Here is a 14704-nt window from a genome sequence, read left to right on the forward strand (position 1 = left end):
TAGTGCCCAGCAGAATGACGCCGATTCTCTTCTGCGGCATCTCCCACTACAGAGTTACGATTCGTTAATGCGTGCCGAGGTGACCAGTTTCATCGGCCGGGAGCCGGAGATCACCGAGATCGCGCGCCTGCTCGAGGTCTCCCGCCTGGTGACTCTCACCGGCGTGGGCGGCGTCGGCAAGTCCCGGCTGGCGAGCCGGGTCGCGGCCGTGGCGCAGGCCGCCTCCCCCGACGGAGTGTTCGTCGCCGACCTCGCGAAAGTCGGCGAGCCCGACCTGCTCAGCCATGCCGTCGCCGACGCGATGCGGCTGACCGACCGCACCACCCGCCCGGCCGACGAGGTGCTGACCGCCCATCTGGCCGACCGGCGGGCGCTGCTGGTGCTCGACGGCGCCGACCGGCTCGTCGACGCGTGCGCCAAGCTGGCCGAGCTGCTGCTGCGCGGCGCTCCTGAGCTGCGGGTGCTGGTCACCAGCAGGCAGCCGCTCGACGTCGCCGGAGAGCACCTGTTCGCGGTGGCGCCGATGACCCGCGCCGAGGCGCTGGAACTGCTGTCCGAACGCGCCGGGAGGGTGGTCGCCGACGACGCCGGGCTCTGCGACCGGCTCGACGGCATCCCACTGGCGATCGAGCTGGCCGCGGTGCGGCTCGGCGAGTTCCCGGTCGAGGAACTGGTGCGCCGGCTCGACGACCGGTTCCGGCTGCTCGACGGGCTGCGCGCCGCGATCGGGCTGAGCCACGAGCTGTGCTCGCCGGCCGAGCGCCTGCTGTGGGCGCGCCTGTCGGTGTTCGCCGGGTCGTTCGGGCTGGCCGCGGCCGAGGAGGTGTGCGCCGACCGCACCCTCCCCGCCCACGCGCTGCTCGGCCTGATCAGCGGTCTGGTCGACCGGTCGATCGTGGTCCGCGCCGGCGCGCAGTACCGGCTGCTCGACACCGTGCGCGACTACGGCGAGGAGTGGCTGCACCGGCTCGGCCCCGACGAGACCGACCGGTTGCGCCGCAAGCACAAGAACCACTACCTGCGGCTGGCCCGGCGCGGCGAGTCGCAGTGGTTCGGCCCCGGCCAGCAGAAGATCTACGCCCGCACCCACGCCGAGCACGGCAACTTCCGGGCCGCGCTGGAGTTCTGCGTCTCCACCCCCGGCGAGGAGCGCGACGGGCTCGACCTGGCCGCCACGCTCTGGTTCTACTGGGTCTGCTGCGGGCACCTCGGCGAGGGCCGCCACTGGCTGGAGCAGGTCCTCGACTCCGACCCCTCGCCCACGCCCGAGCGGGCCAAGGCGCTGTGGGTGGCCGGCTACGTCGCGATCATGATGGGCGACACCGCCAGGGCCACCACCCTGCTGGCCGAGTGCCGCGAGCGCGGCGACGACCGGTCGCGGGCCCGCGCGGTGCAGCGGCTGGGCGCGCTGGCGATGCTGGCCGACGAGCTCGACCGGGCGATCCCGCTGCTGCTCCACGCCCTGGCCGAATACGAGGACATGGGGCTGCTCGACACCCACGTGCTGATGGGCAAGATCGAGCTGGCCATGGCCCAGGCGTTCACCGGCCGGCTCGAACCGGCCGGAGTCATCTGCCGCGACGTCCGGCGGCTGTGCGAAGACCACGGCGAGAGGTGGGTGCTGGCCTACGTCTGCTACGTCGAGGCCTATCTCGCGTGGGGGTCGGGCGACCACGCCGGAGCCGAGCGGCTGGCGCGCGAGTCGCTGACGTACAGCAGGATCTTCAACGATCTGATCGGCACGGTGCTCGACGTCGAACTGCTCGCGCTGGTGCTCGTCGGCACCGGCGACGCCGCCGGCGGCGCGCTCCTGCAGGGCGCGGCGGCGGTCGTCTGGGAGTCGGTCGGCTCTCCTCTGTACGGCTCCCGCCACTTCACCGCCGCCCACGACGAATGCGCCCGAAGGGCGGCGATCGAACTGGGCGAGGAGGCTTACCAGACGGCGCTGGCGCGCGGCAGGGGGATGGGACTCGACCGGGCGTTAGAACTTTCCACCCGAGGTAGAGAATTATCCACCGCCGCCCCTCAAACGTGATTGCGCCGTGAAACCCTGACGGCCGTGAACCTTCCGGCGGAAACCAGTACCTTCGTCGGGCGAGACGCGGAGTTGTCCGAGGTCGGCCGACTGATCACCGAGTCGTCGGTGGTGACGCTCGCCGGTCCGGGCGGCGTGGGGAAGACGCGTCTGGCATTCCGCGCGGCGGCGCAGCACGCCAGGGTTCACCTGGAGCCGGTCCGGGTGGCCGAGTTGGCCGCCGAGCGCAACGGCGATCTGCTCGCCCACGCGGTCTCCGCTGCGCTCGGCCTCCCGGAGCAGTCGGTCCGGCCCCAGGGCGAGGTGCTGGCCGCACACCTCGCCGACAGCCGTCTGCTGATCGTGCTCGACACGGTCGAACACCTCATCGGGCCCGTCCGCACTCTGGTCGGCCAGGTGCTGGCGAAGGCGCCCGGCGTCCGGTTCCTGGTCACCGGCCGCCAGCCGATCGGCCATCCGGCCGAACGCGTCTTCCGGGTACGCCCGCTCGCCGAGGCCGACGCCCTGCGCCTGTTCGCCGAACGCGCCGCCGCCGTCGTCCCCGGCTTCACCTCAACCGACGAGGTCGCCGAGCTCTGCCACCGCATGGAGGGCCTGCCGCTCGCCATCGAACTGGCCGCCCGGCGGCTGCGCTCGATGACCCCCAAAGAGCTGGCCGACCGGCTCGACGACCGGTTCGCGCTGCTCTCGGGCCACCCGGGCCGCACCGGCCGGCACGCCGCGCTGCGGACGTCGGTCGGCTGGAGCCACGAACTGTGCACCCCCGACGAGCGGCTGCTCTGGGCCCGGCTGTCGGTGTTCGCCGGCTCGTTCGAGGCCGAGGCGGCCCAGTACGTCTGCGGCGACGACCGCCTGCCCAACGTGCCCGGCACCCTGGCCAGACTGGCCGACAAGTCGGTCGTCTGCGTCGTCGGCGAGCGGTTCCACATGCTGGAGACGGTCCGCGTCTACGGCCGCGAGTGGCTGCGCGAACTCGGCGAGGAGGAGCACCTGATGCTCCGCCACCGCGACCACTACGTCTCGCTGGCCCGCCGCGCCGAGGCCGACTGGTGCGGCCCCAACCAGGCGTCGTGGTCCGACTGGGCGCGCGGCGAGATGCCGAACCTGCGCCTGGCCCTCGACCGGAGCATCGCCAGCCCGATCGGCCTCGACCTGGTGGGCCGCCTGTGGTTCGTCTGGTACTGCCTCGGCCACGCCCGCGAAGGCCGCCACTACCTCGACCGGGCGTTGGAACGTAACACCGCGGACAGCCCCCAGCGCACCCGCGCCCTGTGGGCCGCCGCCTTCGTCGCCTTCGCCCAGGGCGACCACGACCAGATGGCCATCCGCCTCACCCAGGCCCGCGAGGCCGCCCTCGCCCAGGAGGATCCGGCCGCCATCGGCCACGCCTGCACCGGCGCCGCGAGCCTGGCCCTGTTCCAGGGCGACTTCGACGCCGTACGCCTGCTCGCCGAGGAGGCCATCGACCACCTCGACCGCGTCGGCGGCCGCTACGTCGCCCGCCTGTCGGCGATGTCGCTGCTGGCGCTGGCCCTGATCGGCCGGGGCGACCCCGACGAGGCGGTGATCGTCCTGGAGGGCCAGCGGGCCGCCTGCGAGGCGCTCGGCGAAGAGTGGTCCCGCTCGATGGGCGACCAGATCAGGGCCGCCGCCGAACTCGGCCGGGGCGACGCCGTCACCGCCGACCGCTACGCCCGCACCTCCCTGCGCACGATCTGGCGCCTGGGCGACGTGATGGGCAGCGCGATGGCCGTCGAACGCCTCGCCGCCTGCGCCGTCGCGATGGGCGACGCCGTCCGCGCGGCCCGCCTGCTGGGCGTGGGGGAGCGGCTGTGGGCCGAGTTCGGGCCGACCCACTTCGCGCCGCCCGGTTTCGTCGAGTCGCGTGGCCGCACCGACCGGCGCACCCGCCGGGTCCTCGGCGAACGCGACTATCTCGACGCCTACGCCGAAGGCCGGCGCATGTCCCTCGACGGCGGCGTCGGCTACGCCCTGGGCGGTCTTCCCAATTCCGGAGCGATGCGGTGGAATCATCCCGCCGATGAATGCCGATGACCCGCCCCCTCTGACCGACGACGAAGCGGTCGGCCGTTCGCTCGCCGGTGACCTGACCGCCTACGAGGCGCTCGTCACCCGGTACACCGCGATCGCCCACCGCACGGCGTTCCTGCTCGGCGCGGGCGACGAGGCCGAGGACGTGGTCCAGGAGGCGTTCGTCAAGGCCTATCGTCATCTGAGGTCGTTCCGGCGCGACTCGGCCTTCCGGCCGTGGCTGCTGCGCATCGTGGCCAACGAGACCCACAACGCGACCCGCTCACGCGGGCGCCGGGCCGACCTGTCGGTCCGGCTGGAGGCGGTGCGCAAGCCGGGCGGCCCGGAAGATCCGCAGGACACGGCGGTGGCGGGCGACCGGTCGGCGCGGCTGCTCGCGGCGGTCCGGGCCCTGCCTGATCGGGAACGCGAAGCGGTGGTCTGCCGGTATTTCCTGCAGTTGTCCGAAGCGGAGACGGCCGAGGTCCTCGACTGCCCGATCGGGTCGGTGAAGAGCCGCACCCACCGGGGCCTGCGGCGGCTGAGGGAGGAGGTGGATCGTGAACTCCTCTGACGACCCCTTCGAGGCCGAACTCCGCGCCCTGGGCGAGTCCCTCCACGTGCCGCCGCCGCCCACCGCGATGGCCGACCGGGTGCTGACCGCGTTGCGGGAGCCCGAGCCTAAGCGCCGGTTCACCACCAAGCGCCTGGTGGCCGTCCTGGCCGCCTTCCTGGTCGTGCTGGTCGCCGCCACCCCGCAGGGCCGCGCGGCGGTCGCCGAGGTGCTGCGGTTCGCCGGGGTCGAGATCGAGGTCGGCGGCTCCGCGCCCCTCCCGTCGGGCTCGCCGTCGCCGCTGCCGTCGGAGACGAGCGCCGCCCTGGCCGAGGCGCGCGGGGCGGTGGCCTTCCCGCTGGTCGTACCGGCCGCGCTCGGCGAACCCGACCAGGTCAGGGTGGCCGACGGAGGCCAGGTCGTCAGCATGTACTGGGACGGGATCCGCCTCGACCAGTACGACGGCTCCCTGCGCGAGGTCTGGCACAAACAGCTCGGCGACCCCTACCCGCAGCAGCTCTGGCTCGGCACCACCTCGGCGGTGTGGATCCCCCAGCAACACGGCATCGAATACCTGCCCGCGGGCGGCGGGAACCCGGTCTCCCTCCGCCTGGCCGGTCCCACCCTGATCTGGCAGCACGGCCGCGTCGGCCTGCGCCTCGAAGGCGTGCCCGACGTCGAGGAGGCCAAGAAGATCGCGGCGTCAGCTCGCTAGCCAGGCGTCGATGTCGGCGATGATCTCCTTGCGCACCGGCTCGGGGGCCGTTGACGACCTGATCGACTGGCGGGCCAGCTCCGCCAGCTCGGCGTCGGAGAAGCCGTAGACATCCCTGGCCAGTTCGTACTGCGGCAGCAGCCGGGCGCCGAACAGGAGCGGGTCGTCGGCGCCCAGCGCGATCGGCACCCCGGCCTCGAAAAGCCTTCTCAGCGGTACGTCCTCAGGACCCCGCGCCACCCCCAGGCCCACGTTGGAGAGCGGGCACACCTCGCAGGTGATCTGCCGGTCGGCCAGCCGCTCCATCAGCCGCCCGCTCTCGGCGGCGCGCACGCCGTGACCGACCCGGTCGGCCCCCAGGTCGTCGACGCACTCGGCGACCGAGGCCGCGCCCAGCAGCTCGCCGCCGTGGGGCACCGCCAGCAGCCCGGCCCGCTTCGCGATCCGGAACGCCGCGTCGAAGTCGCGCGCCCGGCCGCGCCGCTCGTCGTTGGACAACCCGAACCCGACCACGCCCTTGTCGGCGTACTGCGCCGCCAGCCGGGCCAGGGTGCGGGCGTCGAGCGGATGGCGGGTGCGGTTGGCCGCCACGATCACCGCGACCCCGACCCCGGTCGCCCCGGACGCCACCCGGGCCGCGTCGAGCGCCAACTCCAGTGTCTCGGTCAGGCCGCCGAACCGGGAGGCGTAGCCCGACGGGTCGACCTGGATCTCCAGCCACCGCGACCCCTCACGGGCCTCGTCTTCGGCCGCCTCGCGGACCAGCCGGTAGACGTCGGAGGGCCGCCGCAGCACCGACCGGGCGATGTCGTAGAGCCGCTGGAACCGGAACCAGCCGCGTTCGTCGGTGGCGTGCAGCTGCGGCGGCCAGTCCTGCACCAGGGCGTCCGGTAGGTGGACCCCCTGCTCGCGGGCGAGCTCGATGAGCGTTGAATGGCGCATCGAACCGGTGAAGTGCAGGTGGAGATGTGCCTTGGGGAGTTTGTCGAGTGGGCGCCGCATCTCCATATCCTGCCGCAACAGCACTCAACCCTTCACCCGGTTCACGCGTTGTGGACGAGCGAAAGGGGAGCCCATGACCGATGAAGACGAAGCGGCCTTCGACGAGTTCGTGGCCGCGCGCAGCACGGCGCTGCTCCGTACCGCGATCCTCGTCTGCGGCGCCAGCGCTCACGACGCTGAGGATCTGGTGCAGGGCGCGCTGGAGAAGGTCTACCGCCACTGGTCCCGCATCCGGGCCGACAACCCGGAGGCCTACGCCAGGAAAGTGGTGGTCAACAGCGCCATCACCCGCTCGCGCCGCCGGCGCGTGATCCAGGAGATCACGTTCGCCGCGCCGCCCGACACCCCCGTCGACGCCCCCGACCTCGGTCTTCGCGAAGCGATGCTGACCGAGCTGCGCAAACTGCCGGCCCGCATGCGGGCCGTCCTGGTGCTGCGCTACTGGGAGGACCAGTCGGAGGCCGAGACCGCCGCCCAGCTCGGCTGCTCGGTCGGCACGGTGAAGAGCCAGGCGGCGCGGGGGCTCGCCAGGATCCGAGAAGCGATGGTCGAAGGAGTGCCAGCATGAACGTCGAAGAAGCACTGAAAGAGGCGATGCGCGCCCAGGTGGGGGAGGTCTACGCCCCGCCGTCGATGGGCAGCGCCGTCCGGCGCCGCCGCCGCCGTTCGCTCGTCCGGTTCCGTACGACCGGAGCCGTGCTGGTGACCGCGGCCGTCGCGATCACCGTCCCGGTCGTCCTGACCAACACCACCCCGCAGGCCGGGCCGGCCTCCGGCGCCTCGGCGCCCGCGATCGCGGTGCCCGGGATCGTGGTGCCCGACGTGGTCGGCATGAACGCCAAGAAGGCCTACCTGCTCCTGGAGCAGGCCGGTCTGACCCCCATGATCATGACCCCCGGAGAGGGGGCCGACAAGGCCGGCGTGGTCGCCGGCGAGAACGTGATCCTGACCGAGCCCGCCGCCGGAGCCGTCGCCGACCCGAAGGCGCTCGTCCAGATCAAGGTCCCGTGGGTCCCCGCGCCGACCGCCTCTCCCGAGCCCCCCGCCGACAAGCCGGCGACCACTTCCGACCTGGGCGACCTCGGCGACGGCCTGACCTGGATGGGCGTCCACGTCGGCTACCTGCCCGAGGGCGTCAAGTGGAGCGGGAACTCCTACGCGGGCGGCTTCGGCCCGAAGTCGGCCACCGTCCCCTACGTCACCGAGGGCCTGGAGGAGGGCATGTACTCCATCCAGGTGATCGTCGGCGTCGACCAGAACCTGCTGCGCCGCGACGGGCAGAAGGTCGGCCCCGACACCTGGGTGAACAACTACAACGAGGGCGGCGGCGAGGAGCCGTTCGGCCCGGCGACCACCCTCACCGCCAGCCGTGACATCCCCGGTGACCAGGTCGTCCAGGTCCTCTTCAGCCCCGACTACAGCGCCTCCCTCGGCGAGGAGCGCGCCCGCACCGAGATCGCCAAGGTGATCGAGCACATCCGCCTCGAGAAGTAGGGCAACCTCCCCGCCCGGTCAGGCGTATGTGAGGGCATGACGGGATTCGCGGAATTCGTCGCCGCCCGGGGCACCGCCCTGCTCCGGACGGCGTACCTCACCTGCGGGTCCGTCCATGAAGCCGAAGACGTGCTGCAGGCCGCCCTGGAGAAGGCCTGCCGCAACTGGTCCCGGATCGACGATCGCGATCCGGAGCCCTACGTGCGGCGCATCATCGTCAACACCGTCATCAGCCGGGCCAGACGACGGGCGATCCTGCGGATCATCCCCACGGGATCGCCTCCCGACCTGCCGGCGCCCGCCGATGACGTGGTGCTGCGCCACGTGCTCATGGACGGCCTGCGAGCCCTGCCACCCCGTCAGCGCGCGGTGATCGTGCTGCGCTACTGGGAGGACCTGACCGAGAGCCAGACCGCCGAGATCCTCGGCTGTTCCGCCGGCACGGTGAAGAGCCAGACGGCCAAGGCCATGGCCCGCCTGCGCACCCTGCTGGGCGAGGAGGCGACCAATGCTGGAGCATGACCTCCGGGAGGCGATGGCCGCCGAGACCGCGACCCTGGCAGCCGCCCCCGACCTGGCCGAACGCGTCGAACGCCGGGCCCGCAGCCGAAGGTGGCGCACCCGCCTCGCCGTGCTCCTCGTCCCGTTCCTGGCCGCCGCCGGCTGGTTCCTCGTCCCCCAAGCGCTCGGTACGGGCGCCGTGCCGGCCGACCAGATCATCGACGGCGTACTGGTCACCCATCTGCCGCCCGGACTGATCAGAGCGCCGGAGGACCCCCCGGACGACGACGATTTCCCGGGGGTCACCGCCCTCTGGTCCACCGGCGGAGGGAAGCCGTTCACGGACGGCGGCGACGGAATCTCGGTCTCCGTCTACCGGAGTGCCGACATCGAGAACACCCCGGCCTCGCTGGACGAGTTCGGCGCGGGAGAGCCCCGGGAGATCGCCGGGAAATGGGGCCGCCACGGCATGATGATGGGCATCGAGGTCTTCTACTGGGTGCCCCGGCCCGGCGTGATCGTCATGGTCATGGCCGTCGGTGCCGACCTGGAGCCGGTCGTCGAGGGGATCGTGGTCCCCGGCTAGCGGGCCTCGCCGAAGAGCTTGCCCAGCCGGGTGACCCCTTCGGCGAGGTCGTCGTCGCCCAGGGCGTAGGAGAGCCGGAAGTACCCCGGCGTGCCGAACGCCTCGCCCGGCACCACCGCGACCTCGGCCTCCTCCAGCACCAGCTCGGCCAGCTCGACCGACGACGCCGCCCGGCGCCCCCGGATCTCCTTGCCGATCAGCTCCTTGACCGACGGGTAGACGTAGAAGGCCCCGAACGGCTCGGGGCAGACCACGCCCGGGATCTCGTTCAGCATCCGCACGATCGTCTGCCGCCGCCGGTCGAAGGCGGTCCGCATCTCGGCCACCGCCGACAGATCGCCCGACACGGCCGCCAGCGCCGCCGCCTGGGCCACGTTCGACACGTTGGACGTCGAGTGCGACTGCAGGTTGGTGGCCGCCTTCACCACGTCGGAGGGGCCGATGAGCCACCCGACCCGCCAGCCCGTCATCGCGTACGTCTTGGCCACGCCATTGAGCACCACGACCTTGTCGGCCAGCTCGGGCACGGCGGTCGCGATGCTGGTGAACTTCGCGGAGCCGTACACGAGATGCTCGTAGATCTCGTCGGTCACGACCCACAGGTCGTGCTCGACCGCCCAGCGGCCGATCGCCTCGACCTGCTCGGGGGAGTGGACCGCCCCGGTCGGGTTCGACGGGGAGACGAACAGCAGCGCCTTGGTCCGCTCGGTCCGGGCCGCCTCCAGCTGCTCCACCGACGCCAGGTAGCCGCTGCCCTCGTCGGTGACGACGTCGACCTGGACGCCCCCGGCCAGCTTGATCGCCTCGGGGTAGGTGGTCCAGTAGGGCGCCACGACCAGCACCTCGTCACCCGGGTCGAGCAGGGTCGCGAAGACCGCGTAGACGGCGTGCTTGCCGCCGTTGGTGACCAGCACCCGGCCCGCGTCGACCTCGAACCCGGAGTCGCGCAGCGTCTTGGCCGCGATGGCCTGCTTCAGCTCCGGCAGGCCCCCCGGCGGCGTGTACTTGTGGAACCGGTCTTCCGCGCAGGCCGCCACGGCCGCCTCGACGATGTAGCCGGGCGTCGGGAAGTCGGGCTCCCCGGCGCCGAACCCGATCACGGGCCGGCCGGCGGCCTTCATGGCCTTGGCCCGGGCGTCGACGGCGAGGGTGGCTGACTCGGAAATGGCGGCGACACGCGCGGAGATTCGGCTCATGCGCACATGTTTTCAGACCGGTATCCCGCCGCCCCGCCATATCCACGATGCGGACGGTACCGTTGACCTGCGCGGCCGTGCTGGTTCGACGAAGTGACCGATCCTGCGTACACTTCCACGTCTAGTGGCCCACAACGGCGGTGAACAGTTCGCCTGTTCTCCTGTAGTGTGGTGCACGGCTTAGGGCACTAGCGCAATTGGTAGCGCACCGGTCTCCAAAACCGGCGGTTGGGGGTTCGAGTCCCTCGTGCCCTGCGGAGTGCGGTCCGCGCACTAAGGGCGTATGAGCCGCCGGTTGCGATGGACACGACGGATCAGGTGAGGACTGTGGCGATCGACACGCGCGGCGAGGCCGCGGCTCAGCCGGAAAAGCCGAGTGGCGAGAAGAAGGCCAAGCGCACCACCCCTGCCCTTTTCTATCGGCAGGCAGTAGCGGAGCTCCGCAAGGTCATCTGGCCGACGCGCAAGGAGCTGATCAACTACACCATCGTGGTCCTCGTTTTCTGCCTGATCATGGTCGGAATCGTGTCCGCACTAGACTTCCTTTTGACGCAGGGTGTGCTGGCGGTCTTCGGTTCCTGACCCGCCCAGCACAGTAAAACCCGACGGAAAGAGGAATAGCCATCGTGTCCGAGTCCCCGCTGCCGGCCGACGACTCCCGCGACGAGTGGGACGACGAGGCCGTTGAAGAGGTCGACGAGGCCGCTGACGACGCTGCGGAGGCCGACGAGGCCACCGAGGCTGAGGCTTCCGTCGCCGCCGACTCTGACGACGAGAACGTCGACGAAGACGGCGACATCCTCCCCGACGTCGACCCCGTCGAGGAGTTCAAGCGCCAGCTCCGCGGTCAGCTGGGCGAGTGGTATGTGATCCACTCCTATGCCGGCTACGAGAACCGCGTGAAGCAGAACATCGAGAGCCGCACGGGCAGCCTCAACATGGAGGACTACATCTTCCAGGTCGAGGTGCCGACCCACACGGTGACCGAGTTCAAGGGCGGCAAGAAGACCCCGATCAAGGAGCGCGTGCTGCCGGGCTACGTCCTGGTCCGCATGGAGCTCACCGACGAGTCGTGGGCGGCGGTCCGCAACACCCCGGGCGTCACCGGGTTCGTCGGTCTGTCCAACAAGCCCAGCCCGCTGAACCTCGACGAGGTCGCCAAGCTGTTGGCGCCCGAGCCGACCGAAGAGGTCAAGAAGGCCGCCACCAAGTCGGCCGCCTCGACCGTCGAGTTCGAGATCGGCGAGTCGGTCACCGTCATGGACGGCCCGTTCGCCACGCTCCCGGCCTCGGTGAGCGAGATCAGCCCCGAGTCGCAGAAGCTCAAGGTGCTGGTGTCGATCTTCGGTCGCGAGACCCCCGTTGAGCTGTCGTTCAACCAGGTCTCGAAGATCTGAGGCGGTCGCCTACAATAAGACGTTCGGCTGGAGCCGCTCCTTCGCGAAGGGCGGCTCTCCGACATGTTCCCCCTCCGATTCGCCGGGGGAGCGCATCATCGAATAACAGGACCCGGAGAGAGTCATGCCTCCCAAGAAGAAGATCGCGGCGTTGGTGAAGGTCCAGCTTCCCGCTGGCCAGGCCACCCCCGCCCCGCCGGTCGGTACCGCCCTTGGTCCCCACGGCGTCAACATCATGGAGTTCGTCAAGCAGTACAACGCTGCGACGGAGTCCCAGCGGGGCAACATCATCCCCGTCGAGATCACCATCTTCGAAGACCGCACCTTCCAGTTCGTCACCAAGACGCCCCCGGCGCCCGAACTGATCAAGAAGGCCCTCGGTCTGAAGAGCGGCTCGAACAACCCGCTGAAGACCAAGGTCGGCCAGCTCTCCAAGGAGCAGCTCCGCGCCATCGCCGAGCAGAAGATGCCCGACCTGAACGCCAACGACATCGAGATGGCCGAGCGCATCATCGCCGGCACCGCCCGCTCCATGGGCATCACCATCGCCGAATAACTCGCGAGGGAGCGCCGGTTTCCGGACTGAGGAGCGCAGGGGAGCGCAGCGACCCGGAGCGACGAGGGAAGAGACCGGATCAAAGCGACCGAGCCGCCGTGCCGAAGGCGCGGCACATCATTCCAAGTGGGAGGGCCGAGCGCGGTCCACACCACGAACTTTCCTTTGGAGAGATAGCAGTGAAGCGCAGCAAGAGCTGGAAGAACGCGGCCGCCCAGGTCGACCGCGACGCCCTGCTGGCCCCCCTCGACGGGGTCCGCCTGGCGAAGAAGACCGCGAGCACCAAGTTCGACGCCACCGTCGAGGTCGCCCTGCGTCTGGGTGTCGACCCGCGCAAGGCCGACCAGATGGTCCGCGGCACCGTCAACCTCCCGCACGGCACCGGTAAGACCGCCCGGGTCCTGGTCTTCGCGACCGGTGACCGTGCCGAGGAGGCGCGCGCCGCCGGAGCCGACATCGTCGGCGCCGACGAGCTGATCGACGAGGTCGCCAAGGGCCGCCTCGACTTCGACGCGGTCGTGGCCACCCCCGACCTCATGGGCAAGGTCGGCCGCCTGGGCCGCGTGCTCGGTCCCCGTGGCCTCATGCCCAACCCGAAGACCGGCACCGTCACGCCGGCCGTCGGCAAGGCCGTCACCGACATCAAGGGCGGCAAGATCGAGTTCCGCGTGGACCGTCACGCGAACCTCCACTTCATCATCGGCAAGGCGTCCTTCGACGAGCGTCAGCTCCTCGAGAACTACGCCGCCGCCCTCGACGAGGTGCTGCGTCTCAAGCCGTCGGCCGCCAAGGGCCGCTACCTCAAGAAGGTCACCTTCGCGACGTCGATGGGCCCCGGCATCCCGGTCGACCCCAACGTCACCCGTGGGCTGACCGCCGAGCTCGAGGCCTGATCGCCTGCTTTCCGGCAGACGCGACAGCGCCTGAACAGCCCCCGTCCGGGTACCGGACGGGGGTTGTGTCTTTTCTGTGCGAATCCTGAGGACAGGACCGCGCTCCAGAACGGCCCAACGTAGGCTCGGGCCGACGAAGGGATTGACAAGATGCGCAGATTCTTAGTGGCCGCCGGGGTCGTCGCCGCCCTGGCGGTGGCCGGTTGCGGGACCACGACTGCCCAGCCGCTGGGGGACGTCAAACTCTCCGCCGCCGAGGCCATTCAGCAGACGGCCCAGAAGGCCGACTCGATCGACTCCTACAGCGCCGACATCGTGCTCGACTTCGCCGACCCCAAGGGTCAGAAGGGCACCGTCCAGGGCAGCATGCTGTTCCAGCAGAAGCCCACCCTCGCCTCCGACGTGACCCTCAGCCAGGTGTCCTTCGGCGGTCAGTCCGTTCCCGGCGGGCTGCGCGTGGTGCTGGCCGACGAGGTCGCCTACGTGAAGATGGACCTGCTCAAGACCCTGATCGGCACCGACAAGCCGTGGGTGAAGATCGACCTGAAGCAGCTCGGCGACGCCAAGGCGGCCAGCCAGTTCCTCGACCAGGCCCAGCAGATCGACCTGAAGACCAGCGTCACCCTGCTGACCGCGTCCAAGGACGTCAAGGCCGTCGGCACCGAGTCGGTGAACGGCGTCGACACGACCCACTACGCCGGCAGCTTCCCGGTCGAGGCGGCCGTGCTGCTGCTGCCGAAGGAGACGCAGGAGCGGGTCAAGGGCCAGCTCTCCCAGCTGAAGAACGTCAAGTTCGACGCCTGGATCGACGGTGAGGGACTGCCCCGCAAGATCGGCATCAACGGTGCCGAGCAGGGTGCGAGCTTCTCCGCCACCCTGCTGTTCAAGTCGTTCAACGAGCAGCTCGGCATCGCCGCGCCGCCCGCCGACCAGGTCGGCGACCTGCCCAAGAACATGCCCGTGGGCGGCTGATTTGGTGTTGCGGGCTTGACACCGTACTCTTAGTCCTGCCAAAGACCGCCGGTTGTCTCCGGGTGCCTATCCCGGTGACCGAAGGTCCCACGTTTGTGGGCGACCCGCGCAGGTGTGACTGAGAGCCTCTGACAAGCCTTTCGTGGAGCTTGCTGAGAGCCCCGTGCGCCCTGCGCCCGGGGCTCGTCTGTTTTCTTGGGGCCTTCAATCCCTTCCGGCGGCACATCTGGAAGGAGGCCCATGGCGAAGGCGGAGAAGGCCGGCGCGGTCGACGAACTCAAGGCTGAGTTCGATGGCAGCAGCGCCGCCGTTCTGACCGAATACCGCGGGCTCACCGTCGCCCAGCTCAAGCAGCTGCGCGTCTCTCTCGGTGGGCATGCGAAGTTCGCCGTGGCGAAGAACACGCTGGCCAAGATCGCGGCGAACAACGCCGGGATCACTGCCCTCGACGACCTGCTCTACGGCCCGACCGCGATCGCGTTCGTCAAGGGCGACGTGGTGGAGGCCGCCAAGGGTCTGCGTGAGTTCGCCAAGGCCAACCCCCTTCTGGTGATCAAGGGTGGGGTCGTCGACGGCAAGTCGATGACGCCCGCCGAGATCTCCAAGCTCGCTGACCTCGAGTCCCGCGAGGTGCTCCTCGCGAAGCTGGCCGGTGCGCTGAAGGCCAAGCAGTCCACGGCTGCCGCCACCTTCGCCGCGCTGCCCACGCAGATGGCTCGACTGGCCGAGGCCCTGCGCGCCAAGCGCGAGGAGTCCGGGGAGTAAGCAGGTCC

General features: G+C 70.5%; 16 protein-coding genes and 1 tRNA gene. 15 read left to right on the forward strand and 2 right to left on the reverse strand.

All coding sequences use genetic code 11. From position 1 onward, the window contains the following. Positions 1-67 precede the first annotated feature (67 nt). The 4 genes from FDA94_RS04095 to FDA94_RS04110 are packed head-to-tail and all read left to right on the forward strand — an operon-like array spanning position 68 to position 5334. Complete coding sequence (locus FDA94_RS04095) at positions 68-2035, forward strand: ATP-binding protein (protein ID WP_137245674.1); 1968 nt, start codon at positions 68-70, stop codon at positions 2033-2035. A gap of 24 nt (positions 2036-2059) precedes the next feature. Then, positions 2060-4090 (forward strand): ATP-binding protein, encoded by a 2031-nt coding sequence (locus FDA94_RS04100; RefSeq protein WP_170990773.1) that lies wholly within the window; start codon positions 2060-2062, stop codon positions 4088-4090. Then, positions 4077-4640 (forward strand): RNA polymerase sigma factor, encoded by a 564-nt coding sequence (locus FDA94_RS04105; RefSeq protein WP_137245676.1) that lies wholly within the window; start codon positions 4077-4079, stop codon positions 4638-4640. The genes FDA94_RS04100 and FDA94_RS04105 overlap by 14 nt, the downstream gene beginning before the upstream one ends. After that, entirely contained in the window at positions 4627-5334 is a 708-nt protein-coding gene (locus tag FDA94_RS04110; RefSeq protein ID WP_137245677.1) for a hypothetical protein, read from the forward strand. The genes FDA94_RS04105 and FDA94_RS04110 overlap by 14 nt, the downstream gene beginning before the upstream one ends. On the opposite strand, the gene FDA94_RS04115 is transcribed toward FDA94_RS04110, so the two are convergent. Continuing rightward, positions 5323-6336: an adenosine deaminase gene (locus tag FDA94_RS04115; RefSeq protein ID WP_137245678.1), complete on the reverse strand. Its 1014-nt coding sequence runs from the start codon at positions 6334-6336 to the stop codon at positions 5323-5325. The genes FDA94_RS04110 and FDA94_RS04115 overlap by 12 nt on opposite strands. Before the next feature lie 73 nt (positions 6337-6409). Between FDA94_RS04115 and FDA94_RS04120 the strand changes: the two genes are divergently transcribed. The 4 genes from FDA94_RS04120 to FDA94_RS04135 are packed head-to-tail and all read left to right on the forward strand — an operon-like array spanning position 6410 to position 8917. After that, a complete protein-coding gene (locus FDA94_RS04120) occupies positions 6410-6904 on the forward strand; it encodes a SigE family RNA polymerase sigma factor (RefSeq protein ID WP_137245679.1) in 495 nt (164 codons plus the stop codon). Continuing rightward, positions 6901-7830, forward strand: coding sequence for a PASTA domain-containing protein (locus tag FDA94_RS04125; protein WP_137245680.1), 930 nt, complete (start codon positions 6901-6903; stop codon positions 7828-7830). The genes FDA94_RS04120 and FDA94_RS04125 overlap by 4 nt, the downstream gene beginning before the upstream one ends. Before the next feature lie 36 nt (positions 7831-7866). Continuing rightward, positions 7867-8352 carry a SigE family RNA polymerase sigma factor gene (locus tag FDA94_RS04130; RefSeq protein WP_137245681.1) on the forward strand — a complete coding sequence of 162 codons (486 nt, stop codon included), beginning with the start codon at positions 7867-7869 and terminating at the stop codon, positions 8350-8352. Beyond that, positions 8339-8917, forward strand: a complete 579-nt coding sequence (locus FDA94_RS04135) for a hypothetical protein (RefSeq protein ID WP_137245682.1) — start codon at positions 8339-8341, stop codon at positions 8915-8917. The genes FDA94_RS04130 and FDA94_RS04135 overlap by 14 nt, the downstream gene beginning before the upstream one ends. Here FDA94_RS04135 and FDA94_RS04140 read toward each other — a convergent pair. Further along, entirely contained in the window at positions 8914-10113 is a 1200-nt protein-coding gene (locus FDA94_RS04140; protein ID WP_137245683.1) for a pyridoxal phosphate-dependent aminotransferase, read from the reverse strand. The two genes, FDA94_RS04135 and FDA94_RS04140, sit on opposite strands and share 4 nt — an antisense overlap. Before the next feature lie 182 nt (positions 10114-10295). Here FDA94_RS04140 and FDA94_RS04145 point away from each other — a divergent pair. The 7 genes from FDA94_RS04145 (at position 10296) to rplJ (ending at position 14696) form a co-directional block, all read left to right on the forward strand. Continuing rightward, positions 10296-10368 (forward strand) — tRNA-Trp (locus tag FDA94_RS04145). Positions 10369-10440: 72 nt separating this feature from the next. Next, positions 10441-10695 (forward strand): preprotein translocase subunit SecE, encoded by a 255-nt coding sequence (gene secE, locus FDA94_RS04150; RefSeq protein ID WP_030451517.1) that lies wholly within the window; start codon positions 10441-10443, stop codon positions 10693-10695. Positions 10696-10739: 44 nt separating this feature from the next. After that, positions 10740-11510: a transcription termination/antitermination protein NusG gene (nusG, locus tag FDA94_RS04155; protein WP_137245684.1), complete on the forward strand. Its 771-nt coding sequence runs from the start codon at positions 10740-10742 to the stop codon at positions 11508-11510. 124 nt (positions 11511-11634) lie between these two features. Then, a complete protein-coding gene (rplK, locus tag FDA94_RS04160) occupies positions 11635-12066 on the forward strand; it encodes a 50S ribosomal protein L11 (protein WP_030451515.1) in 432 nt (143 codons plus the stop codon). A gap of 179 nt (positions 12067-12245) precedes the next feature. After that, positions 12246-12959 carry a 50S ribosomal protein L1 gene (gene rplA, locus FDA94_RS04165; protein WP_137245685.1) on the forward strand — a complete coding sequence of 238 codons (714 nt, stop codon included), beginning with the start codon at positions 12246-12248 and terminating at the stop codon, positions 12957-12959. A gap of 150 nt (positions 12960-13109) precedes the next feature. Further along, a complete protein-coding gene (locus FDA94_RS04170) occupies positions 13110-13931 on the forward strand; it encodes an SCO4651 family lipoprotein (RefSeq protein ID WP_137245686.1) in 822 nt (273 codons plus the stop codon). 240 nt (positions 13932-14171) lie between these two features. After that, on the forward strand, positions 14172-14696 hold the full coding sequence (rplJ, locus tag FDA94_RS04175) for a 50S ribosomal protein L10 (protein ID WP_137245687.1): 525 nt from the start codon (positions 14172-14174) through the stop codon (positions 14694-14696). Positions 14697-14704: the final 8 nt, after the last annotated feature.

It is taken from the genome of Herbidospora galbida, assembly GCF_005233835.1.
In the GTDB taxonomy this organism is placed as follows: Bacteria; Actinomycetota; Actinomycetes; order Streptosporangiales; family Streptosporangiaceae; genus Herbidospora; species Herbidospora galbida.

Coding starts and splice junctions, on each gene's coding strand:
- FDA94_RS04170 (WP_137245686.1), top strand. CDS start 13,110: ATGCGCAGATTCTTAGTGGCCGCCGGGGTCGTCGCCGCCCTGGCGGTG.
- FDA94_RS04130 (WP_137245681.1), top strand. CDS start 7,867: ATGACGGGATTCGCGGAATTCGTCGCCGCCCGGGGCACCGCCCTGCTC.
- FDA94_RS04105 (WP_137245676.1), top strand. CDS start 4,077: ATGAATGCCGATGACCCGCCCCCTCTGACCGACGACGAAGCGGTCGGC.
- FDA94_RS04125 (WP_137245680.1), top strand. CDS start 6,901: ATGAACGTCGAAGAAGCACTGAAAGAGGCGATGCGCGCCCAGGTGGGG.
- rplK (WP_030451515.1), top strand. CDS start 11,635: ATGCCTCCCAAGAAGAAGATCGCGGCGTTGGTGAAGGTCCAGCTTCCC.
- FDA94_RS04095 (WP_137245674.1), top strand. CDS start 68: ATGCGTGCCGAGGTGACCAGTTTCATCGGCCGGGAGCCGGAGATCACC.
- FDA94_RS04120 (WP_137245679.1), top strand. CDS start 6,410: ATGACCGATGAAGACGAAGCGGCCTTCGACGAGTTCGTGGCCGCGCGC.
- FDA94_RS04140 (WP_137245683.1), bottom strand. CDS start 10,113: ATGAGCCGAATCTCCGCGCGTGTCGCCGCCATTTCCGAGTCAGCCACC.
- FDA94_RS04135 (WP_137245682.1), top strand. CDS start 8,339: ATGCTGGAGCATGACCTCCGGGAGGCGATGGCCGCCGAGACCGCGACC.
- FDA94_RS04115 (WP_137245678.1), bottom strand. CDS start 6,336: ATGCGGCGCCCACTCGACAAACTCCCCAAGGCACATCTCCACCTGCAC.
- rplJ (WP_137245687.1), top strand. CDS start 14,172: ATGGCGAAGGCGGAGAAGGCCGGCGCGGTCGACGAACTCAAGGCTGAG.